General features: G+C 76.2%; 19 protein-coding genes. 8 read left to right on the forward strand and 11 right to left on the reverse strand.

The genetic code is table 11. The annotated features are described in order from the left end of the window. A partial coding sequence (locus tag CK505_RS11860; RefSeq protein ID WP_095651190.1) for a dihydrolipoamide acetyltransferase family protein occupies nucleotides 1-1064 on the forward strand: 1064 nt, incomplete at its 5' end. A gap of 159 nt (nucleotides 1065-1223) precedes the next feature. Here the strand turns inward: CK505_RS11860 and CK505_RS11865 are convergent. The 3 genes from CK505_RS11865 to CK505_RS11870 all read right to left on the reverse strand — a co-directional run bounded on the left by CK505_RS11865 (nucleotide 1224) and on the right by CK505_RS11870 (nucleotide 4098). Continuing rightward, the gene (locus CK505_RS11865) at nucleotides 1224-2477 is read right to left on the reverse strand and encodes an alpha-hydroxy acid oxidase (RefSeq protein ID WP_095651191.1); all 1254 of its coding nucleotides are present in this window, start codon (nucleotides 2475-2477) and stop codon (nucleotides 1224-1226) included. Nucleotides 2478-2555: 78 nt separating this feature from the next. Beyond that, on the reverse strand, nucleotides 2556-2717 hold the full coding sequence (locus CK505_RS18480; RefSeq protein WP_017834836.1) for a hypothetical protein: 162 nt from the start codon (nucleotides 2715-2717) through the stop codon (nucleotides 2556-2558). Nucleotides 2718-2904: 187 nt separating this feature from the next. After that, nucleotides 2905-4098 (reverse strand): glycosyltransferase, encoded by a 1194-nt coding sequence (locus CK505_RS11870; RefSeq protein ID WP_017834835.1) that lies wholly within the window; start codon nucleotides 4096-4098, stop codon nucleotides 2905-2907. Nucleotides 4099-4259: 161 nt separating this feature from the next. Here CK505_RS11870 and CK505_RS11875 point away from each other — a divergent pair, with 161 nt between their 5' ends. Together CK505_RS11875 and CK505_RS11880 are read left to right on the forward strand one after the other, a co-directional pair. Beyond that, nucleotides 4260-5126, forward strand: a complete 867-nt coding sequence (locus CK505_RS11875; RefSeq protein ID WP_017834834.1) for a UbiA family prenyltransferase — start codon at nucleotides 4260-4262, stop codon at nucleotides 5124-5126. Beyond that, complete coding sequence (locus CK505_RS11880) at nucleotides 5123-6556, forward strand: NAD(P)/FAD-dependent oxidoreductase (protein WP_095651192.1); 1434 nt, start codon at nucleotides 5123-5125, stop codon at nucleotides 6554-6556. Before CK505_RS11875 ends, CK505_RS11880 begins: the two co-directional genes overlap by 4 nt. Nucleotides 6557-6600: 44 nt before the next feature. On the opposite strand, the gene CK505_RS11885 is transcribed toward CK505_RS11880, so the two are convergent. From CK505_RS11885 to CK505_RS11905, 5 genes are all read right to left on the reverse strand, one after another. Continuing rightward, nucleotides 6601-7782, reverse strand: coding sequence for a prenyltransferase (locus tag CK505_RS11885; protein WP_095651193.1), 1182 nt, complete (start codon nucleotides 7780-7782; stop codon nucleotides 6601-6603). Beyond that, nucleotides 7779-8135 carry a lycopene cyclase domain-containing protein gene (locus CK505_RS11890; RefSeq protein ID WP_095651194.1) on the reverse strand — a complete coding sequence of 119 codons (357 nt, stop codon included), beginning with the start codon at nucleotides 8133-8135 and terminating at the stop codon, nucleotides 7779-7781. The genes CK505_RS11885 and CK505_RS11890 overlap by 4 nt, the downstream gene beginning before the upstream one ends. After that, nucleotides 8132-10618, reverse strand: a complete 2487-nt coding sequence (gene crtI, locus CK505_RS11895; protein ID WP_095651195.1) for a phytoene desaturase family protein — start codon at nucleotides 10616-10618, stop codon at nucleotides 8132-8134. Before crtI ends, CK505_RS11890 begins: the two co-directional genes overlap by 4 nt. Beyond that, the gene (locus tag CK505_RS11900; protein ID WP_229588493.1) at nucleotides 10615-11637 is read right to left on the reverse strand and encodes a polyprenyl synthetase family protein; all 1023 of its coding nucleotides are present in this window, start codon (nucleotides 11635-11637) and stop codon (nucleotides 10615-10617) included. The genes crtI and CK505_RS11900 overlap by 4 nt, the downstream gene beginning before the upstream one ends. Nucleotides 11638-11780: 143 nt before the next feature. Next, nucleotides 11781-12386, reverse strand: a complete 606-nt coding sequence (locus tag CK505_RS11905) for a MarR family winged helix-turn-helix transcriptional regulator (protein WP_035923226.1) — start codon at nucleotides 12384-12386, stop codon at nucleotides 11781-11783. Nucleotides 12387-12424: 38 nt separating this feature from the next. On the opposite strand from CK505_RS11905, the gene CK505_RS11910 reads away from it, so the two are divergent. Genes CK505_RS11910 through CK505_RS11920 form a run of 3 tightly spaced genes read left to right on the forward strand, consistent with a single transcriptional unit; the run spans nucleotide 12425 to nucleotide 14418 of the window. Next, nucleotides 12425-13228, forward strand: a complete 804-nt coding sequence (locus CK505_RS11910) for a glycosyltransferase family A protein (protein ID WP_095651197.1) — start codon at nucleotides 12425-12427, stop codon at nucleotides 13226-13228. Further along, entirely contained in the window at nucleotides 13225-13866 is a 642-nt protein-coding gene (locus CK505_RS11915; protein ID WP_017834826.1) for a hypothetical protein, read from the forward strand. Before CK505_RS11910 ends, CK505_RS11915 begins: the two co-directional genes overlap by 4 nt. A 3-nt stretch (nucleotides 13867-13869) precedes the next feature. Then, nucleotides 13870-14418, forward strand: a complete 549-nt coding sequence (locus CK505_RS11920; RefSeq protein WP_095651198.1) for a TspO/MBR family protein — start codon at nucleotides 13870-13872, stop codon at nucleotides 14416-14418. Between the two features lie 26 nt (nucleotides 14419-14444). Here CK505_RS11920 and CK505_RS11925 read toward each other — a convergent pair whose 3' ends face one another. The 3 genes from CK505_RS11925 to CK505_RS11935 form a co-directional block, all read right to left on the reverse strand. After that, nucleotides 14445-16571 (reverse strand): S8 family serine peptidase, encoded by a 2127-nt coding sequence (locus CK505_RS11925; protein WP_095651199.1) that lies wholly within the window; start codon nucleotides 16569-16571, stop codon nucleotides 14445-14447. Between the two features lie 234 nt (nucleotides 16572-16805). After that, a complete protein-coding gene (locus tag CK505_RS11930) occupies nucleotides 16806-18461 on the reverse strand; it encodes a S8 family serine peptidase (RefSeq protein WP_095651200.1) in 1656 nt (551 codons plus the stop codon). Nucleotides 18462-18664: 203 nt separating this feature from the next. Beyond that, a complete protein-coding gene (locus tag CK505_RS11935; RefSeq protein WP_229587198.1) occupies nucleotides 18665-19087 on the reverse strand; it encodes a hypothetical protein in 423 nt (140 codons plus the stop codon). A 126-nt stretch (nucleotides 19088-19213) separates the two neighbouring features. Between CK505_RS11935 and CK505_RS11940 the strand changes: the two genes are divergently transcribed. Continuing rightward, nucleotides 19214-19825: a malonic semialdehyde reductase gene (locus tag CK505_RS11940; protein WP_217987552.1), complete on the forward strand. Its 612-nt coding sequence runs from the start codon at nucleotides 19214-19216 to the stop codon at nucleotides 19823-19825. Nucleotides 19826-19918: 93 nt separating this feature from the next. Beyond that, nucleotides 19919-21091, forward strand: coding sequence for a type III polyketide synthase (locus CK505_RS11945; protein WP_095651201.1), 1173 nt, complete (start codon nucleotides 19919-19921; stop codon nucleotides 21089-21091).

Below are 21091 nucleotides of genomic sequence, written 5' to 3' on the forward strand. Positions count from 1 at the left end.
CCGCCTCCGCCGCCCGGCCGGTCCCCGAGCCCGCCCGCGCGCGGGCCGCGGAGCAGGCCGCGTCCCGGGCGGCGCAGGCCGCGGGTGCCGCCCACGACGCGATGGCCTCGGCCCCGCGCCTGGCGCCCACGGTCGTCTCGCCGATCGTGCGCAAGCTCGCCAAGGACCGTGGGGTCGACATCTCCACCGTGCGCGGCTCGGGCCCCGGCGGGCTCATCCTGCGCCGGGACGTGGTGACCGCGGCGGCCGCCCCCGCCGCACCGGCCGCGCGGGAGAGCACGGCCCCGACGTCGTCGGCCCCCGCCCCGGTGCCGTCCACCACCGCGGCGCCGTCCGCCGTGGACGCCCGCACGGGGCTCGGGGTCGCGGAGCGGGTCCCGGTCTCCGGGATCCGCAAGGTCATCGGGCAGGCCATGACCCGTTCCCGCGCCGAGATCCCCGAGGCCACCGTCTGGGTGGACGTGGACGCCACGAGGCTCGTGGAGCTGCGCGCCGAGCTCAAGGCCCAGGACCCCGCGACCGCACCGGGGCTCATGGCCCTGATCGCGCGGTTCGTGCTTGCCGGCCTGGCCCGCCACCCCGAGCTCGCCACGCGGATCGAGACCCTCGAGGACGGCAGCCAGGAGATCGTGCGCTTCGACGGCGTGAACCTCGGCTTCGCGGCGCAGACCGACCGCGGGCTCGTGGTGCCGAACATCCGCGGCGCGCACACCCTGAGCGCCCGCGGGCTCGACGCCGAGCTCCGGCGGCTCACCGAGCTCGCCCGCTCCGGCAAGGCCGGGCCCGCCGAGCTGTCCGGCTCCACGTTCACCCTCAACAACTACGGGGTGTTCGGCACGGACGGGGCCGCGGCGATCATCAACCACCCGGAGGTCGCGATCCTCGGGATCGGCCGGATCATCGACCGCCCGTGGGTGGTCGACGGGCAGCTGGCCGTCCGCAAGGTCACCCAGCTCTCCCTCGCGTTCGACCACCGGGTGTGCGACGGCGGGGCCGCCGGCGGCTTCCTGCGCATGGTGGCCGACGCGGTGGAGAACCCGGTGTCGGTGCTCGCGGACCTCTAGCGGCCCCCGGTCCCGCCGCCGCCCGCGAGGGGTCGCGTCCGGCGCACCCCCATCGCGAGGGGTCGCGCTCGGCCGGTATCGCGGTCACTTGTCGACAGAACGCGACCCCTCGGCAGCGGCGGAGGCGGAACGCGACTCCTCGGTGCGGGGGCCGGTGGTTCAGCGCCGGTCGGCCGGGGCGTCCCGGCGGGAGCGGTCGGGGTGGTGGCGGGCGCCGAGCAGGTGCGGGCCCAGGTCGGCGACCGTCTCGGCGCCCATCAGCTGCATGCTGATCCGCACCTCCTCGGCCAGCAGCCCGATCGCCCGCTCCACCCCCTGCTGCCCGCCGGCCATCAGCCCGTAGAGGTAGGCCCGGCCGATGAGCACGAAGTCCGCTCCGGCGCACAGGGCGGTGATCACGTCGGCGCCGCTCATCACCCCGGAGTCGAGGATCAGCTCGACGCCCTCCCCCACCTCGTCCCGCACCTCGGGCAGCGCGTGCAGCGAGGCGGGGGCGCGGTCCAGCTGGCGGCCGCCGTGGTTGGAGACCACCAGCCCGTCGGCCCCGGCGGCCAGGGACTGCCGGGCGTCGTCCCGGGTCAGCACCCCCTTCACGAAGAGCTTCCCCGGCCACACGGAGCGGATCCACTCGAGGTCCGCGTAGGACAGGGTCGGGTCGAACATCGAGTTCGTGATGGTGGGCAGGTCGGCGCTCGTGCTCGAGAGGGACGCGAACTTCAGGGAGTCGGTGGTGAGGAAGTTGAACCACCACTCGGGCCGGTAGGAGGCGTCGGCCACCGTCCGCAGCGTCAGCCTGGGCGGGATGACCATGCCGTTGCGCACGTCCCGCAGCCGCTGGCCCGCCACCGGGGTGTCCACGGTGACGAGCAGGGTGCCGTAGCCGTGGGCCGCGGCGCGCTCCAGCAGGTCCCGGGACCTGGCCCGGTCCTTCCACAGGTACAGCTGGAACCAGCGGGTCGCGTCCGGTCCGGCCGCGGCGACCTCCTCCAGCGAGCGGGTGCCCATGGTGGACAGCGTGAAGGGGATGCCGGCCCGCTCCGCCGCGCGGACTCCCCCGATCTCACCCTCCGCGTGCATGAAGCGGGTGAAGCCGGTCGGGGCGATCCCGAACGGCAGCGCGGACCGCGCCCCGGCGATCGGCGTGGACAGGTCGGGAGCGGCGATGCCGTGCAGGATCCGGGGCAGCAGCTCGACCGCGTCGAACGCCTCCCGCGAACGCCGGCGGGTCAGTTCGCGCTGGGCGGCGCCGTCCGCGTAGTCGAAGGCCGGGCGCGGGGTGCGGCGGCGGGCGATCCGGCGCAGGTCCCAGAGGTCCGCGGCCCGGGCGAGCCGGGCCGCGCGGCGGTCGAGGGCGGGGGGCTCGAACTGCAGGAGCGGGCGCAGCTCGGACCACTGGGGCAGACGCCGTTCCACGGCGGACCTCCTGACGGTCGGGGTGTTCCCGACCACACTACGTCGGAGGCCCCGACGACGCCTCGGGCGGGGCGCCGTTCAGTCGGTCTCGGGACCCGCGCAGTACGGGCAGTCCTGCTCGACGTCGGCCCAGCTGTGCCGCCCGCCCCGGAGGAGCGGTGCCGCCGGTCCGCGGCCGGCGGCGTCGTCCGGGCGCGAGGAGGTCCGGGGGGAACGGGGCGGGAGCAGGTCGACGGTCATGGTGCAGTCCTCCGGGAGGGGTGGCGGCGGGCGGGGCGTCGCCCGGTCCCTCCAGTATCGGGGGCGTCATCCGTGCGGAACAGCGATGTTTTCCCATGCTGATCCGTCAGCCCCGCTGATGATTTCTGCCGGGGTCGCCGGCCCGGTCACGAGATCCCGGGGACGTGCCCCGGGAGGCGGCCCGCGCTCAGAGGCCGGTGAGGACGTCGAGGGCGGTGTCCAGGCCCTGCTCCGCCCGGACCGCGCGCCCCACGCGCTGCGCCCGCTCCCGGCGGGCGAGGGCGTCGCCCACGGCGGGGACCAGGGCCTCCGCCGTCAGCGACCGGCGCGGGATGGGGGCCGCGGCGATGCCGAGCCGGTGCAGCTGCCGGCCCCAGAAGGGCTGGTCGACGAGGAAGGGCACCACCACGGACGGGACGCCCGCACGGGCCACCGCGTGCACCGTCCCGGCTCCGCCGTGGTGGACCGCCACCGCGGCGTCCGGGAGCAGGGCGCCCAGCGGGGCGGCCGGCACCACCAGCACGTCCTCGCCGCGGCGGTCCGGCGGCAGGGACAGACCGCCCCAGCCCGTGACCAGGAGGGTCCGCAGCCCGTGGGCGCGCGCGCTGTCCACGACCGTCCTCCCCCGCGCGGACGGGTCCCCGGCCGCCATGGACCCGAAGGTCGCCACCAGGCACGGCCCGCCCCGGACGAACTCGGCCACCGCCGGGTCCGGGGCGGGGGCGGCCGCGCCGGGGTGCCAGGCACCGGTCAGGTGCACCCGGGCCGGCCAGTCGGCGGGCCGGGGCAGCAGCTGCGGGCTGATCCCCATCAGCGTGGCGCGGGAGGGTGCGGGGTGCCGGGGCGCCCGGCCGCCGGGCAGCTGCCGGCACGCGTGCTCGACGTCCCGGCGGAACAGCCGGGCGCCGCCGCGGGGCACCGCGTAGGTCGCCCGGTTGAACCGCCCGAGGTCCTTCGAGACCGTGGGCCCGCCCGGTGCGGAGAACTCCCGGGTGGGCGTCGCCACGGGCACGAACTCGGCGAGCGCGCGGGGGACGCCGAGGGCGTCGGCCACGGCCGGCGCGCTGAGGATCAGCGGGTGGTGCAGGACCAGGTCCGGGTCGAACGCCAGGGTCTCGCGCACCGCCGCGGAGAACATCCGCCGCATCCCGGGGCGGACCTCCGCGCGGACGTGGTGCACCGCCGCCCGCGGCGAGGCCCCGGGGGCGTCCATCAGCCGGTGGAAGTCCACGTCCAGGCCGACGGTGTCGATCCCGGCCAGGTCCACCCCGGAGTTCTCCGGCACCCCCAGCCGGACCCGGTGGCCCTGTGCGGCGGCGTGCCGGGCCAGGGCCGCGAAGGGCTCCACGTCGCCGCGGGTTCCGGAGGTCAGCAGCATCATGCGCACCCCCACAGTCTGCCCCGCGGCGGGACGGCGCACGAACGGACCGGCGGAGCACCCCGGGACCGCCGGGGCCCGCCGCCGCAACGGCCCCGGAACCGACGTAGTGTGGGGTGCACCCGGACCCCCGGGTCACCTGACGTCCGAGGAGGTCCGCCGCCGTGCCCCAGGCCGGATTCGCCCCCGCGCTCCAGCGGATCGTGCACATCTCGCGACCGGTGCTCTGGATCAACGCCCTGGGCACCGGCGTGGTGGGCATGTGGCTGGCGGGCTCGCTCTGGCAGTGGGAGGCGCTGCCGCTGCTGCTGTGGCTCACCCTCCCCTTCAACCTGCTGATCTACGGCGTCAACGACGTCTTCGACCAGGACACCGACGCCCTCAACCCCCGCAAGGGCTCGCTCGAGGGAGCCCTCATCCGGTCCGAGGAGGTGCGCACGATCCTGACCGCGGTGCTCGTCACCAACGTGCCGTTCGTCGTCTGGTTCGCCGTGACCCTGCCCCCGGCCGCGCTGGGCTGGATCGCGCTGTACGTCCTGGTCTTCGTGTTCTACTCGGCCCCTCCCCTGCGCTTCAAGGCCCGGGCGTACCTCGACTCCCTGAGCAACGCCGCCTACGCGCTGCCGCTGGTCTTCGTCGCCCACGCGCTCGGGGCGGCCCCCGTGTGGCCCGCGGCCCTCGGCCTGATGGCCTGGAGCGTGGCCAAGCACGCGTTCGACGCCGTCCAGGACATCGAGGAGGACCGCGCGGTGGCCATCACGACGACGGCGGTCCGGCTGGGCGCGCGCGGGACGGCCCTGTGGAGCGGCGGCTGGTGGGCCGTGTCCACGCTGGGCTTCGCGCTGGTCAGCCTCCCGGTGGCCGCGGTCAACGCGCTCATCGCCGGGTGGCTCGTGGTCTCCCTCCTGCGGGACCCGAGGCCGGGGACCGGGCACCGGTTGTACCGGTACTCGATCGCGTTCCCCTACGTCGCCGGCGCCGTGGCCGGCGTGCAGCTGACGGTGGCGCTGTTCTTCGGGCTGTACCCGTGAGCCGCGTCGTCGTCGTCGGCGGGGGGATCGGGGGGCTGACCTCGGCCGTGCTGCTCGGCCACGCCGGTCACCGCGTCACCCTCCTCGAGGCCGCCGACCACCTCGGCGGCAAGAGCCGCCGGCTCGAGGCCGAGGGGCAGCGCCTGGACACCGGACCGTCCCTCTTCACCTTCCCGGGGGTGTGGGAGGAGCTCCTCCGCCGCCTGGACCGGCTGCGGGACGCCGGCCCCGCAGGAGCCGGAGCGCCGAGGGCCGAGGAGACCGCCGGGCTGGAGCTGGAGCGCCTGCCCGCGGTCGGCACGTACTACTACCGCGGCACCCGGTGCGAGCTGCCCGTCCCGCCCGGGCACCCCTGGCACGCGGCCTGGACCCGCTTCGAGGCCGAGCACGGCGTGCTCGGCCCGGACATCACCCGGCTGCTGACCACCGACGTGCTGGACCGGGCGGCCTATCCCGCGCTGGGCCGGCTCGGGACGCTGTACGGGCGCCGGCTCACGACCCGTGACTACCTCGACAGCCTCACCTGGATGCCGGAGGGCCTGCGCGAGGTCATCGCCATCCACACCCTCAACGCCGGTGTCGGCCCGGCACGGACCCCGGCCCTCTACGCGAGCATGCCCGCCGTCATGGCGCGCGACGGCGTCTGGATCCCCCGGGGCGGGGTCTACGAGCTCGTCGAGGCGCTCCGGCGCCTCGCCGTGGACGCCGGGGTCGAGCTCCGCACCGGGGAGCCGGTGACCTCCGTCGCCCGCCGGCGCGTCCTGACCGCCCGGGGCGCGTACCCGGCCGACGCCGTCGTCAGCGGGCTCGACGCCCACCGGCTGGACGGGCTGCTCGCCGGGCGCGCGCCCCGGGCACCGCGCCGGCTCAGCTGCTCGGCGATCGCGGTCTACGCCGTGCTCGACCACGAGCTGCCCGAGGGGACGCCCCGGCACGGGGTGATCATGCCCGACCGGCCCGCCGACCTCTACGCCGACCTGGAGGCCGGGACCGAGCCCGAGCAGACCATGGCCTTCGCCAACCACTACCCGGCGCACGCGGGCCACCCCAACAGCGCGGCCACGCTCGCCCTGCTGCTGACCGCGCCGGCCAACGGGAAGTCCTACACCCTCGAGGACCCGTTCGTCGCGCGCGAGCTCGAGCGCACGGCGCGGGTGCTCGGGCTGCCCGGGCCGATCACGGACCGCTTCCGGAGCGCGGAGATCCTGGACCCCGCGTACTTCGCCGCGCACGGCTCGGCAGGAGGGGCGCTCTACGGCGCCGTGCGTCCCGCGTGGCGCAGCGGCCCGTTCCACGCCCCGGCCCACACGAGTCCGCTGCGGCCGTGGCTGTGGCGGGTGGGCGCCTCCGTGCACCCGGGCGGCGGGCTGCCCGCGGTGCTGGGCGGCGCCATGATCTCGACCGACAAGCTGCTGAAGCGCCTCGGGTAGGGCCGGAGCCCACGGCAGGTCCCCGCCCCGGGCCGGGCGGCCGGTCAGCGGGCGAGCTCCCACGCCCAGAGCAGCAGCAGCGTCGCGAGGAACCCGGTGAGGTAGTTCAGCCACAGGAACCGCCGCCAGCCCCGGTTGGCGCGCTCGCAGCCGGCGTCCGTGATGGTCAGGAAGGGCACGAGGTTGGCGAGGTAGGGCAGCACCAGGAGGGACGCGACCGGCCCGGGCCAGGGGGCGAGCAGCAGGAGCACCCCGGCGGCGAGGTAGAGGGCCGCGGCGGCCCACACCGTGGGGCGGGCGCCCAGGACGGTGGCGATCGAGCGCAGCCCGCCCTCCCGGTCCGCCTGGACGTCCTGCACGGCCCCGAACGCCTGCGAGGCCATCGACCACAGGAAGAACCCGGCGCACAGGGCCACGAGGCCCCCCGACCAGGCCGCGCCGGCGAGCACGAGGCCGTAGACCGCCGGGGACACGAAGTGGGTGGCGGAGGTCGCCGAGTCCAGGAACGGGACCTCCTTGAAGCGCAGCCCCTTGAGGCTGTAGGCCGCCACCGCGAACAGGCTGACCCCGAGCACCGCCGCCGCGGCGGCCCCGCCCGCCAGGAACAGGTACGCCAGGAACGGCAGCGCCGTCAGCACCGAGCCCACGAGGACCGTCCGGTGCTCGGAGCGGTCCACGAGCGCGCCCTCGACACCGCCCTTGCGGGGGTTGCGGAGGTCGGACTCGTAGTCGAAGACGTCGTTGATCCCGTACATCAGGAGGTTGTACGGGAAGAGGAAGAACAGCGTCCCCACCACCAGGGGCAGGTCCACCCGGCCTGTGCTCAGGACGTAGGCCGCCGCGAAGGGGTAGGCGGTGTTGACCCAGGAGACCGGCCGGGAGGTGGCCACGAGGGTGCGCACGGTGGCGGTGAGCCGGCCGCGCTCGGCCAGCCCCCACCACAGCGAGGGCAGCAGCAGCAGCGCGGCGAGCGGGTACGCGAAGTCCTCGACCGGCACGAGGCCGATCCGCAGCTCCGTGATGTGCCCGGCCCCGTAGTCGAAGAACCCGGCGGCGATCATGAGGTTGTCGAACACGACCGTCAGCAGCGCGAGCACGGCGAAGGAGATCCCGAGCACGGCCAGGGCCCGGCGCCGCGGCGGCGCCGGGGAGGGCCGGCGGACCAGCAGGGTGGCCGGGGTCACGGCGAGCGCGAGGAAGACGGGGATCACGAGGGCGTAGGTCACGGGGCGTCCGCTCCTCCGCGGGCCGGACCGGCCGCCGCGGAGCGGCGCGCCAGCGCCTTCTCCGTGAGCCGGACGAGGTTCATCGTCAGGTAGCAGAGGAACACGAGGAACACGACCTCCTCGACGGGGATCTGCGGGGCGACCATCCAGCCGGTCGCCCACGCACTGCGGCTGTGCAGGAAGATCCCGAGGCTGATCCCGGCGACGTCCCAGGCGAGGAAGAACACCAGGCCCACGAGCAGCACGAGGGCCGCCCGGCGGGGGTCCTGGGCGAAGAACAGTCGCTCCCGCACGTCGAGGAGCACCATCCCGGCCAGGCTGAGGAGCAGGAAGCCGAGGTACACGAAGCTCATCCGCGCGGCACCAGGGGTTCTGCCAGCGGTCCGGTGGAGGTGTCCCCGCGCAGGTCCTTGAGCAGGATCTCCGCGCTGATCAGGCACATCGGCAGGCCGATGCCGGGGATCGTCGAGGCCCCGCAGTAGTGCAGGCCGGCGACCTTCCGGCTGCGGTTGGCGCCCCGGAAGAACGCGGACTGCTTGAGCACGTGGGCGGGACCGAGCACGTTGCCGCGCCAGGAGTTGAAGTCCCGCCGGAAGTCCTCGGGGCCCACGGTGTGGCGCACCACCACGCGCTCCCGCAGGTCCGGCACACCGGCCCACGCCGCGACCTGGTCGATCACCCGGTCCGCGACGGCCTCGACCCGCGGGGAGCCGGTGCCGTCCGGTCCGCCCGCGCCCAGCGCGGGGTCGGCGGGGACCGGGATCAGCACGAAGAGGTTCTCGTGCCCGTCCGGGGCCACGCCGGGGTCGGTCGCCGAGGGCTTGCAGACGTAGACGGACGCGGGGTCCGGGACGCTCGTGGGCTCCTCGAAGATCGCCCGGAAGTTCGTGTCCCAGTCCTCGCTGAAGAACAGGCTGTGGTGCGGGAGCTCGGGCAGCTCCCCGCGGACCCCGAGCATCACGAGCACCGCCCCGGGGCCGGTCTGGCGCCGGTCCCAGTACCGCTGCGGGTAGCTCTGCAGCTCGCGCGGGAGCAGCGCGGTCTCGGTGTGGTGCAGGTCCGCGGCCGAGACGACGACGTCCGCCGCCAGCTCGTGCTCCGCCCCGTCCGCGTCCCGCCACACGACGCCGGTGGCCCGGACGGGGCCCTCGGCGGCCGGGGAGGTGCTGATCCGCACCACGTCCGCGCCCGTCCGGATCCGTGCCCCGTGGGCGACGGCGAGCCGCTCGACGGCCTCGACGACCCGGCGGAACCCGCCCTGCGGGTACTGGACGGAGTCCGTGAGGTCCATGTGGCTCATGAGGTGGTAGAGCGACGGCGTCATGCGGGGCGCGCTGGCCAGGAAGACGGCGGGGTAGCCGAGCACCTGCCGCAGCCGCGTGTCCTGCACGGTGCCGGCGGCGAAGTCGTGCAGCGAGCCGGTGAGGTGCCGGGCGAGCTCGGGCAGGCCCCGCACGACCGGCCGGGTGAGCAGCGGCGTGAACGAGGCGTAGGAGGTGTAGAGGAAGTGGTCGACGGCCAGCTGGTAGGTCCGCTTCGCGGAGGCCAGGTACGCCCGGATCCGCTCGCCCGCCCCGGGCTCCACGGACTCGAACAGCGCCACGGTGTCCTCGAGGTCCGAGCGGATGTCGATGGGCCGCTCGTAGCACTCGCCCCAGACCCGGTAGGCGGGGTCCAGGCGGAGCAGCTCGAGCTCCTGGGCGGCGCTGGAGCCCATGAGCCGGAAGAAGTGGTCGAAGACCTCCGGCATGAGGTACCAGGAGGGCCCGGTGTCGAAGCGGAAGCCGTCCCGCTCGAGCCGCCCGGCGCGCCCGCCCGTCGTGCTCCCGCGCTCCAGGACGGTCACGTCCCAGCCGTCCTTCGCGAGCAGGCCCGCGGCGGCGAGCCCGGCGATCCCGGCCCCCACCACCACGGCGTGCCGTCCCCGGGGCCCGGTGGGGCGGCGGCGGGTGCGCGCCCTGACCACGGCGGTCGCGGCGAGCGCGGCCTTGCGGGGGTTCGGCACGCGGATGCGGGAGCTCAGCAGCTCCCGGGCAGGGGTGGCGCGGATCCGCACGGACAGCTCCCGGAACAGGTCGTGGGCGGCGAGGACGGCGGCGCGTGAGGACCCGGGGAGGTCGTCGACGACCGCGCGGGCGGCCGCGAGGTCGGCGTCGATGTCGTCGAGGAGGCGGTTCTTCTCGGTCTCGGAGAACTCCCCGGGCTCCACGCCGGGGAAGTACACGCGGCCGAGCTCCCCGTAGTCCTCGGCCAGGTCGCGCAGGAAGTTGACCTTCTGGAACGCCGCGCCCAGGCGGCGGGCCCCCGCCACGAGCTGCGCGCGGCGCCGCTCGGGCACGGTGCGGCCGGCCAGGAAGACCTGCAGGCACATCAGCCCCACGACCTCGGCCGAGCCGTACACGTACTCGTCGAGGGAGGCGGCGCTGTGCCGGTCCTCGCTGAGGTCGGCGCGCATGGACGCGAAGAACGGGCGCACGAGGTCGGGGCCGATCCCCGCGTGGCGCGCGGTGCGGGCGAAGGCGTGCACCACGAGGTTGCTGCTGAAGCCGCGCTCGATCGCCGCGTACGTCTCGTCCTCGAGGCCGTCCAGCAGCTCCCGCGAGCCCCGGGGCGGGACGCCGGCGCCGGCGCTGGCGCCGTCGACGATCTCGTCGGCGATCCGCACCAGGGCGTAGACGGCGTAGACGTGCGGGCGGATCTCCGGGCCCAGCAGCCGGCAGGCGAGGCCGAAGGACGTGGAGTAGCGGCGGATGACGGTCGCGGCGGCCTGCTGGGCGGTGTCGTCGTACCGGGCGGCGGCCTCGGCCGGTGACCCGGTGTGCTGGGCGGCGGTCACCGGATGCGCTCCGTGGCCCCGGCCACGATGCGGCGCAGGTCCTCCTCGAGGGCGGCGGGCAGGCCCGCGGCGTCGAGCAGGGCGCGGGCCTCGGCCGCGCACCCGGCGACCATGTCCTCGACCTCCTGCCGCGCCCCGCACTGCTCGAGCAGGTCACGGGCGCGCAGGGCGTGCTCGCTGCTGATCTCGTGGCGGCCCAGGATCGCGTCGAGCTCCTCGCCGGCGGGCGTGCGCTGGGCTGCGGCCACGAGCATGGTCCGCTTGCCCTCTCGCAGGTCGCTGACCGCGGACTTGCCCGTGGCCTCCGGGTCGCCGAAGACGCCGAGCAGGTCGTCCACGAGCTGGTAGGCGGTGCCCACGGTGCGGCCGAGGCGCCCGAGCACCTCCACGTCCCGGTCGGGGGCCCCGCCGAGCACTCCCCCGGCCTGCAGGGGGGTCTCGAAGGAGTAGACCGCGGTCTTCAGGCACGTGGCCGCGAGGATCTGCTCGCGGCCGGGACGGGCCCCGGGCAGGGTGTGGTCGACGTCGAGCAGCTCGCCCGCGGCCGAGGAGAACAGGGCGGCGTCGAGCAGGTCGAGGACCCGGGGCAGCCGCTCGGGCGAGAGCCCGGAGCGGGCCACGAGCCGGTACGCGCCGGCCAGGGCGAGGTCCCCGGCGATGACGCCCACGCTCGCGCCGTACTGGCGCGCCTGGTCCGGCCCCGAGCCGGACGCGAACGCCCGGGAGGCCGCGGCGGCGTTGATGGTGGGCTGGTGCCGGCGCAGCTCGTCCTGGTCGATGACGTCGTCGTGCACGATGAGGGCGGTGTGCAGCAGCTCGAACGCCGCCCCGACGGACTCGACCACGGGGTCCGGCTCGGGCGCGGGATAGGCGCCGGCCGTGAGCCGCACGAGGTGCGGACGGATCTGCTTGCCGCCGGAGCTGAGCCGGGCGACCTCGCCCCACAGCCGGGCGAAGCCGGGGTCCACGGCCTCGGCGCGGCCGGTGGCCTCGGCGAGGAACTCCTCCAGGACGGGCACCCGGGCAGGCTCTCGCCCCCCACCGTGCCCGGTCCGCGTCCCGGTGCCCGGACGAGCGCTCGAGAAGGCCGATTCGCGCGAGAAGACCGTCACCATTCCCCCATTCCACCACAGTCCTTCGAAAATCGAATCAATTGTCCGTGTCACGCCGTGCGCGGAGCCGCCCCGGAACCCTCCGGAGCCGCCGCGGGCGGGGTCCCCCCGGTCGCCGCCCCGTCCTCGGGCGCGCCCTCCCCCGCCCGGTGGCCGGCCCGGCGGACCGCCTCGGTGAGCTCGGGCAGGCGCCGCCGCAGGACGTCGATCTCCTCGTCGGTGCAGTCGTCGAGCACCGCCAGGACCTCCTCGCCCATGGCCGAGAACATCTGGCGGCCGGAGCGGTAGGCGTGCTCGGTGGCCTGCAGGCTGACCTCCCGCCGGTCGCGGGGGTCGACCGCGCGCACCAGGTGCCCCGCGGCGACCAGGCGCTTGATCACCGTGGTGGTCGCCGAGCCGCTGAGCACGAGCCGGCGGGCGATGTCCCCGGCGCGGATCGGGCGGCCGGCGCGGTTGGCCTGCATGACCTCGTTGAGGGCGTGGACGTCCTTGTGCGCCAGCCCGAAGCGGCGGCGGACCTGGTCCGCGTACCGCTCGGCCTCGGTGCTGAACTGCTGCAACAGGAAGAGCACGTCGAATCCGCGCCGCCCCCGGTGCGCGCTGCCGCCCGGCGCCGCGGCGCCGGACGTGCTGATCGTGCCCTCGTCGGACTGCATGTGCCGATTCTAGGGCGCGGGCGCGAGAGAATGGGGCCATGACGGAGAGCAGAGACCCCGCCGGACCGGACCTCCCGCCCCCGGGGGCGCCCGGTGCCCCCACGGTGTCCGTGGTCGTGCCGGCCCGGGACGACGCCGTGCACCTCGCGCGCTGCCTGCGGCTGCTCGCCGCGCAGACCCGGCCGCCGGACGAGGTCGTGGTGGTGGACAACGCCTCGAGCGACGGCACCGCGGACGTGGCCCGCGCCGCCGGGGCCCGCGTGGTGTACGAGCCCGCGCCGGGCATCCCGCCCGCCGCGGCCGCCGGCTACGACGCCGCCCGGGGGGAGGTGGTGGTGCGCTGCGACGCGGACACCGTCCCCGGCCCGGAGTGGATCGCCGGGCTGCTCGCGGCCCTCGCGTCCCGCCCGGACGTGGTCGCCGTGGCCGGCCCGGGCCGCTTCCACGGCCTGCCGCCCGGCCTCGACCGGCTGCTCTCCGCCCTCTACATCGGCCTGTACGTGCTCAGCACGGCCGCCGCGCTGGCCCACCCTCCCCTGTTCGGCACCAACATGGCGATGCGCCGCTCCTGGTGGCTCGAGGTCCGGGACGGCGTCCACCGGCACGACCCGGAGCTGCACGACGACTTCGACCTCAGCTTCCGGCTGGACCCGGCGCACCGGATCCTCTTCCGGCCCGGCCTGTCCGTGGGCATGTCCCCGCGGGCGCTGCGGGGCGGGCGCCCCGCCGTCCGCCGGCTGGCGCGCGCCTTCCGGACGATCCGGCTCAACTGGGCCGACGAGCGCCCGTGGGAGCGGTGGCAGGCGCGCCTGGGGCACCGGCTGCCGGGGGGCCGCGCATGAGCCGGCTCGCCCTGGCGGTGCGGTGGCTCGGCCCGCTCTCCGTGCTGCTCACCGCGCTGTTCTTCGACGCCGTGGGCGCCTCCGTGATGATGCTCGTGTGCCTGGCCATCACCATCACGTGGCGGGCCCGGCTGCCCGCGGCCCTGGAGATCATCACGGACCTGACGCTGCTGGTCGCGGCCTGGAGCTCCGTGTTCCTGCTCTACGAGAGGTACGACCACTGGGACCTGGTCGTCCACTTCGCGGCCACCGCGGTGCTGGCCGAGCTGACGTTCCGCGCCCTCGAGCGGTGGTCCCGGCTCTCGTCCCCCGGCCCGGTCTCCCACGTGGTCCTGGTCAGCTCCCTGGGCGCGGCACTGGCCCTCGTGTGGGAGTACCTCGAGTTCGCCGGCTACTACCTCGTGGACCCCCAGGTGAACGTGGGCTACCTGGACACCATGGGCGACATGGCCGCCGGCCACGCCGGGGCGGTGGTCGCCGGGATCCTGGGCACCTGGGCCCGGCAGCGGGCGGACGCCTCCGGCGGCACCCGTCCGGACGGGGACGCCGCCGGCCCACCGGACCGCACCGGCCCCCGGGACGCCGTCGGGAGGCGGCACGCCGCCGAGGACCCGGACACCACCGAGACGAAGGACTGACCCATGTTCTGGACGAACCTGCTCAAGACCAGCGCGCAGACGGGGGCGGCCGCCGCGGCCGGCACCGCGGCCTCCGCCGGGGTGGACAGCCCCTGGTACCGGGACCTGCGGAAGCCGGGGCTGCAGCCGCCGGCCGCCGTGTTCCCGGTCGTGTGGACCGTGCTCTACGCGGATCTCGCGGTGACCTCCGCGGCCGTGCTCACCGAGCTGCAGCGGCAGACCCGCCCGGGCGCGCACCGCCGCGGACCGCGGGTGCGGACGATCCGGCGCCCGGGGTGCACCCCGTCCGAGGCGGCACGGCGCGAGCGCGGCTACCGCCGGGCGCTCGCGCTGAACCTCGCCCTCAACGCGGGGTGGAGCTGGGTCTTCTTCACGAAGCACGACACCGGCCTGGCCACGGTCACGGCCGCGGCGCTGACCGTCAGCACCGCCGATCTCGCGCGCCGGGCGGCGCAGGCACGGCCCCTGCACGGCGCCGCCCTGCTCCCCTACGCCGGCTGGTGCGGCTTCGCCACGGTCCTGAGCGCCCGCATCCACCAGCTCAACTCCTGAAGCGGGTCCGGGCGGCCCGGGCCCGCTCAGCGGGCGGAGACCGTGATCGCGCCGTGGCGGTAGCCGATCGACCCGCCCTGGAAGCGCTGGACGACCGTGTCCCCGGAGCGCTGCTCCGGGGTCACCGGGTAGCCCAGGCGGCCGTGCTCGCCCCGGAGGTCGGCGTGGGCCCGGCCGATCGCCCCGCGCACGGGCTGCGCGCCGGTCGCGGGCGACCACAGGATCCTGCCCCGCTCGAAGGACTGGTGCGCCCCGCCGGCCGGACCGCGGTGCTCACCGCCCAGCGGGTGCCCCAGCAGACCCGTCTCCGCGCCGAGGGCCGCCCAGCGCGCGCCGACGGCGCCGTGCACGGGGGCCGCACCGGTCCCGGCGCTCCAGACGACCGTGCCCCGCTGGAAGTGCTGGTGGACGCCGCCGGCGCCGTTGTCGCGCTCCCCGGTCCGGGGATAGCCCAGGAGGCCGTTCACGCCGCCGGCGCGGTTCCAGGCGCCGCGCACACCGCCGTGCACCCACCGGGCGCCCGAGTCCGCGCTCCAGTAGACGGCCCCGCGCTCGAACTCCTGGTAGCAGCCGTCCTGGGCGAGGCCGCACCATTCGTGCGAGCGCGGCGCCCCGGTGGAGGCGCCGATCCGGGCGTGGAGGGCGCCGATGGCGCCCTGGGTGCGGTAGCCCTCCTGGAGCGTGGCCCGGGCGACGGCGGCCCTGGGGTGCACGAGCCCTGCGCCGCAGCCGCCCGGGCAGGACCCGGGCAGGGGCCGGGCCGTGGCGGCCAGGACCTCCTTGACCTGGGCCGGGGAGAGGGACGGGTCCGTCTCGCGGACCAGCGCCACGACCCCCGCGACCGTGGGGCTGGCCATCGAGGTGCCGTACTTGTAGGAGTAGGTGCCGCCGCCGGGCCGGGCGCTCCCGGTGTCGGCGGTGGACAGGATCTGCCGGGAGGGGTCCCCGCCCGGGGCGGCCAGCGTGACCCGGCCCCAGTTGGAGTACCCGGCGCGGGCGCCCCGGTCGGTGCTGGCGGCCACGGTGATCACCCCCCGGCAGTTGGCCGGGGACTCCATCCTGGCGTCGCGGTCGTGGTTGCCCGCCGCCACGACCACGCTCGCCCCGCGGGACAGGGCCCGGTCGATCCCGTCCTGCAGGGCGGCCGGGCACGTGCCGGAGAGGAAGCCCAGGCTGAGGTTCACCACGGTCGCCGGGTGGGGGTTCGCCGGGACGGCGTCGACGTCCTCGCCGGCGGCCCAGGCGATGGCCACGGCGATGTCGGACACGTACCCGTCCCCGCAGGCCCCGAGGGCGCGCACCGGCAGGAGCGTCGCGCCGTGGGCGACACCGGCCACACCGGTGCCGTTGTTGCCCCGCGCCGCCGCGATGCCCGCCGTGTGCGTGCCGTGCCAGGAGGAGGAGCGGGCGGCGGAGCCGGATCCGCACTCGCCGGGACCGGCGTGGTCCCCCTCGTCCCGCGGGTCCGGGTCCCAGCCGTCCCCGTCGCGGGAGTGGCCCGGCTGCACGCCCCCGGCGTGCAGGGAGACGAAGTCGTGGCCCGGTGCCACGTTGGCGTCCAGGTCGGGGTGGGACGTGATCCCGGTGTCCACGACCGCGATGGTCTGGCCCCTGCCGGTCGCCCGGTCCCAGGCGCTGGGCAGGTCGAGGCCTGCCGCGGCGGGCTGGAGGTTCCACTGCGACGTCGCGTAGTACGGGTCGTCGGGCACCGCGGCGATGCTCGCGAGATGGTCCGGCTCGGCGTACTCGACGGCCGGGTCCTCCTCGAGGGCGCCGGTCAGGGTCTCGAGCTGTTCCGCGTCGAGGAGCCCGTCCGCCGCCACGACCCGGGCCGAGTCCACGGTCCGGCTGATCTCGTCCAGCAGGGGCGCCGCCGCCGGCTCGCCCGCCGCCGCGCCCCCGGGCGCGATCCGCTCCGCGGCCTCCGCGTAGACGCGCTCGCGGGCCCGCGGGGCGGGTTCCGCGCCGTCCTTGAACTTCACGATCACCCGGTCGGTCGCGCCGGGGCTCCCGGTCCCCTCCGCAGCGGGCGCGGGCGCCGGTGCGGCGGGCACGGTGGCCTCGGCCGGGGGCCGGGCCGCGGCGGGGGCCGCGGCGCCGACCAGGATCAGGACCAGGGCGGCCGCCAGGGCGCGGCCGTGGAAGGACGTCATGGACTCTCCAGCCGGTGGGGGTGCAGCGCGCAGCGGGGGAGCTGCGGCGCGCCGACCACGGGAAGGGGAGTCGGCGCCGCTGCGCTCAGCGTACGGAGCGTCTGCTCGTGTTACCGAATGGGAAGATCCATGCTTTTCGCTGGACTTAGAGGTGGTCCCGGAGGAACGGCCCGGGGACGACGACGGCGCCGCCCACCCCGAGCGGGTGGACGGCGCCGGCGGGCGGGGCGAGGGTCAGCCGGCGGCGGGGATCGCCCACCACTGGGCCGGGAGGACCTGCTGCCAGCGGGCCCCGAGGCCGGAGTTCCAGACGATCCAGCCGTTGGCGAACTCCTGGAAGCAGGGCGTGCCGCCCAGGGCGCACAGCTCCCGGGAGCGGGCCTCGCCGGTGGTCGCGCCGATCTTCCGGTGCAGCGCCCCGATGCCGCCCGCGGTGCTGAAGGGCTCGCCGCCCTGCACCGCGACCAGCGCGGAGACCGGGTCGACGATGCCGGCGCCGCAGCCGGGCGCGCACCCGCCGGGGGCCTGCCGGGCCGTCGAGGTCAGGGCGTCCTGGAGACCCGCCACGCCCAGCCCCGGGGCGAGCTCCCGGAGCAGCGCCACGGTGCCGGCGACCGCCGGGGCCGCCATGGACGTGCCGTTGCGCTCCGTGTACGTGGGTGCGCCGAGGCCCTGCGCCCCGGCGTTGCCGGTCGAGAGGATCTGCGCGTAGGGGTCCCCGCCCGGGGCCGCGACCGTGACCGAGCCGAAGTTGGAGTAGGGGGCCAGCGCGCCCGAGACGTCCGTCGCGGCGACCGAGATCACGCCGGCGCAGTTGGCCGGCGCGGACTGCGCGGCGTCCACGGCCTGGTTGCCCGCGGCCACGACCACGGGGATCCCGCGGTTCACGGCCTCGCTGATCGCGGACTGCAGCACCGCCGGGCACTCCCCCGGCACGCCGAGGCTGAGGTTGATGACCGTCGCGGGGTTCGGGTTGGCGGCGGCGCCCGCCACCGGGGCGCCGGCGGCCCACAGGACGCCGGCGGCGACGTCGGTGATGTACCCCTGGCTGCAGGCGCCCACGGCGCGCACGGGCAGGATCCTCGCGTCCGGGGCCACCCCCGCGACGCCCAGTCCGTTGTTCGCGTCGGCCGCGGCGATGCCGGCCGTGTGGGTGCCGTGCCAGGTGGAGCTCGGGGGCATGGGGCTGTTGGGGCACAGCACGGCGTCGGGGTAGTCGCCCATGTCCGTCGGGTCGGCGTCCCACCCGTCGCCGTCCCGGCCGTTCTGGGCCGTGGAGACGAAGTCGTAGCCGGGCAGGACGTTGGCGTCCAGGTCGGGGTGGGCGGTGATGCCGGTGTCCACGACGGCGATGGTCTGCCCGGCGCCGGTGGCCCGGTCCCACGCGAGGGGCATGCCCAGTCCGGCCGGGTCGTCCCACAGGCTCCACTGCAGCGCGGCGTAGGACGGGTCGTTCGGCACGGCGGTGGTGGTCGCCAGGAGGTCCGGCTCCGCGTACTCCACGGCGGGGTCCTGCTCCAGGGCGGTGGTCAGCGCGTCGAGCTCGGCGCCGGCCAGCATCCCGTCGGTCCGCACCACCTGGGCGCCGTCCGCGGTGGCCGTGGTCTCCACGAGCCCGGCGCCCCCGGACCGGCCGGCGGCCTGCGCGTACACGACGTCGCGGGAGTCCTCGGGGGCGGTGCCGTCCCGGAACTTCACGACGACGCGGTCGGTCGCCGCCGCCGTTGCCGAGTCGGCACCGGGAGCGGTTCCGGTGGTCGCCGGGACCGGCTGGACGGCCTGGCCCGCGGTCGCGGCGGCCCCGGGCTCCGCCGCGGCGGAGCCCAGCGGGACGAGGGCGAGGGCGGCCGCGAGCGCGAGGGAAGCGGTGGTGCTGCGGGTGGTGGTCAAGGATTCCTCCGGCCGTCGGGACGGGAGGCGGGATGGTGCGCACGGCCCACCCCCCGATGGACTGGAGCGAGAGCGATCCCCCTGCGGAAACGGAGCCCCCACTCCTGTGCTCTGCCCAGCGTAGGGACGGTGTGCGTGTGTGACCGAATGCGAACCCCGTGGACCGGGGTCCGGGGGACGCCCCCGGGCCGGGCGGCGGGCCCTCAGCCCGCCCGGGCGATGCGCAGGGCTGTGGCGATCAGGGGGACCTGCAGGGGGAGCCGCACGAGCGTCACGGCCCGCCGGACCGGGGAGCCGCGGCGGGCCCGCCAGGCCATGGTGACGTTGCCCGGCCACACGCCCACGAACAGGGCGGCCGCGGCCCAGCCGCCGGCGCGGCGGGTGCCGGGACGGAGCAGCAGCGCCCCGACGCCGATCTCCGCCGCCCCGGAGCCCAGCGTCCAGGCGCGGGGCGGGCCCGGCAGGGACCGCGGGATCAGCCCGTCGAAGAGCGCGGGCCGGACGAGGTGGAGCACGCCCGTCCCGCACAGGGCCGCGCCCAATCGGAGGGCGCGTGCCGCCTCGGCGCCGGAGCGGGCCGCGCGGCGGTCCGGTCCGGACAGGAGCTGCGGGAGACGGAGGGGCATGGGGCCAGGGTACCCAGCGGGAGGCGCCGCGACGTGACGGACGGCACACGACGTCCCCGGCATAGACCCGCCCCGCTCTTTGTTGACGTGTACATCAAGATGACCGTGCCTCCGAAAGGACACCCCGTGGCCCCCGAGACCCTGCAGGACCAGCTCACCCTCGACGCCCTCGCCGCCGACCTCCTCTTCCGCGAGGCCCGCACGGCCTCGGAGTTCCTCGACGACCCCGTGGCCGACGAGCAGCTCCGGGCGGCCTTCGAGCTCGCCAAGATGGGCCCCACGGCCATGAACATCCAGCCGCTGCGCGTGACGTGGATCCGCTCCGCGGAGGCCCGGGAGCGCCTGCTCCCCCACATGGCCGAGGGCAACCGGGCGAAGACCGCCGCGGCGCCCGCCGTCGCGGTGCTCAGCTACGACGTGGACTGGCACGAGCACCTGCCCGTCGTCTTCCCGCCCGCCGCCGGCAACCAGGAGATGTTCGCGGGCAACGAGGAGCTGCGCGCGCAGATGGGCCGGGACAACGCCCACCTGCAGGCCGGGTACTTCGTGCTGGCCGTGCGCGCCGTCGGTCTCGCCGCGGGCCCCATGGGCGGTTTCGACGCCCCCGGGGTGGACGCCGAGTTCCACGCGGGGACGAGCCTGCGCGCGCTGATGGTCGTGAACATCGGCGCCCCCGCCGCCCCGCGCCACGACCGGCTGCCGCGCCTGGACTTCGACGCCGCGACCCGCACTGTCTGAGGCGGCCCCGGGCGGACCCGCCGGCCGCGGGTCCGCCCGGCCCCCGCGCGCCCTCCGTGGCACCTGTCGGCCCGAGGACGGATACTGGACGGGATGACGCCCGCACTCCTGTCCCTCGGCACGGCCCTCCCGCCGCACGTGCTCGAGCAGACCGACGCCCAGGACCTCTACCAGGCCCAGCCCGGCACCGACCGGCTCAACGCCCGGCTGCTGCGCACGGTGTTCGGCGCCTCCGGGGTTCGGCGCCGGCACACGGTGCTGTCCGAGCTGGTCGAGGACGGCGCCCGCGCCGGATCCCCGTACATCACGGAGGACGGCCGGTTCCTGACCCCCCTCACCGGCGTCCGGAACCGGACCTACGTGGAGCAGGCCCCCGCGCTCTTCGCCGAGGCCGCGCGGGACGCCCTCGCCCGCTGCCCCGGGCTCGACCCCGCGACCGTCACCGACGTGGTGACCGTCTCCTGCACCGGCTTCTTCGCCCCGGGCCCCGACTACCAGCTGGTCCGGGACCTCGGCCTCGACCCGGCCGTCCGCCGTGCGCACATCGGCTTCATGGGCTGCCACGGCGGGCTGATCGGGCTGCGCCAGGCCGCGGCCATCGCCACGGCGGACCCGGACGCCGTCGTCCTGCTCGTGGCCGTGGAGCTGTGCACGCTGCACCTGCGCCCGGCCCGGGACCCGGACGCCATCCGGGGGGCCGCGCTCTTCGCCGACGGCGCCGCGGCGGCCGTGGTCAGCGCGCGGGCCCCCGAGGGCGTCACCCCGCTGCTCGAGCTCGACCGGTTCCGCACCCTCGTGATCCCGGACGGGGAGGACGCCATGGCCTGGACCATCGGCGACGCCGGGTTCGAGATGATCCTCGGCGCCGCGGTGCCCCAGGTCCTCGAGGACAACATCCACACCGCCCTCGCCGCGCTGCTGGACGGGCCGGAGGGGCCCGTCGACCGGGACCGCATCACCGACTGGGCCCTCCACCCCGGCGGCCGCGGCATCCTCGACAAGCTCGAGGACACCCTGGGGCTGCCGCCCGAGGCGCTGCGGGAGTCCCGCGACGTGCTCGCCACGCGCGGCAACATGAGCAGCGTGACCGTCCTGCACGTCCTGCGCCAGGTGATCGACGCGGCCCCGGCGGACGAGACCCGCACCGTCTGCGCCCTGGCGTTCGGGCCGGGCCTGACCGTAGAGTCGGCGCTGTTCACGATCCCCGCCCGGGCCGCGGCACCGGCCGCGGAGCTCGATCCCGCCGCGGCCGTCCCGATCCGCTAG

The sequence above is a fragment of the Kocuria sp. WN036 genome (assembly GCF_002287015.1).
In the GTDB taxonomy this organism is placed as follows: domain Bacteria; phylum Actinomycetota; class Actinomycetes; order Actinomycetales; family Micrococcaceae; genus Kocuria; species Kocuria rosea.

Excerpts from the sequence above, each read along its gene's own strand:
- CK505_RS11935 (WP_229587198.1), bottom strand. The coding sequence starts at position 19,087 with ATGCCCCTCCGTCTCCCGCAGCTCCTGTCCGGACCGGACCGCCGCGCG.
- CK505_RS11920 (WP_095651198.1), top strand. The coding sequence starts at position 13,870 with ATGTTCTGGACGAACCTGCTCAAGACCAGCGCGCAGACGGGGGCGGCC.
- CK505_RS11945 (WP_095651201.1), top strand. The coding sequence starts at position 19,919 with ATGACGCCCGCACTCCTGTCCCTCGGCACGGCCCTCCCGCCGCACGTG.
- CK505_RS11890 (WP_095651194.1), bottom strand. The coding sequence starts at position 8,135 with ATGAGCTTCGTGTACCTCGGCTTCCTGCTCCTCAGCCTGGCCGGGATG.
- CK505_RS11905 (WP_035923226.1), bottom strand. The coding sequence starts at position 12,386 with ATGCAGTCCGACGAGGGCACGATCAGCACGTCCGGCGCCGCGGCGCCG.
- CK505_RS11925 (WP_095651199.1), bottom strand. The coding sequence starts at position 16,571 with ATGACGTCCTTCCACGGCCGCGCCCTGGCGGCCGCCCTGGTCCTGATC.
- CK505_RS18480 (WP_017834836.1), bottom strand. The coding sequence starts at position 2,717 with ATGACCGTCGACCTGCTCCCGCCCCGTTCCCCCCGGACCTCCTCGCGC.
- CK505_RS11910 (WP_095651197.1), top strand. The coding sequence starts at position 12,425 with ATGACGGAGAGCAGAGACCCCGCCGGACCGGACCTCCCGCCCCCGGGG.
- CK505_RS11915 (WP_017834826.1), top strand. The coding sequence starts at position 13,225 with ATGAGCCGGCTCGCCCTGGCGGTGCGGTGGCTCGGCCCGCTCTCCGTG.
- CK505_RS11870 (WP_017834835.1), bottom strand. The coding sequence starts at position 4,098 with ATGATGCTGCTGACCTCCGGAACCCGCGGCGACGTGGAGCCCTTCGCG.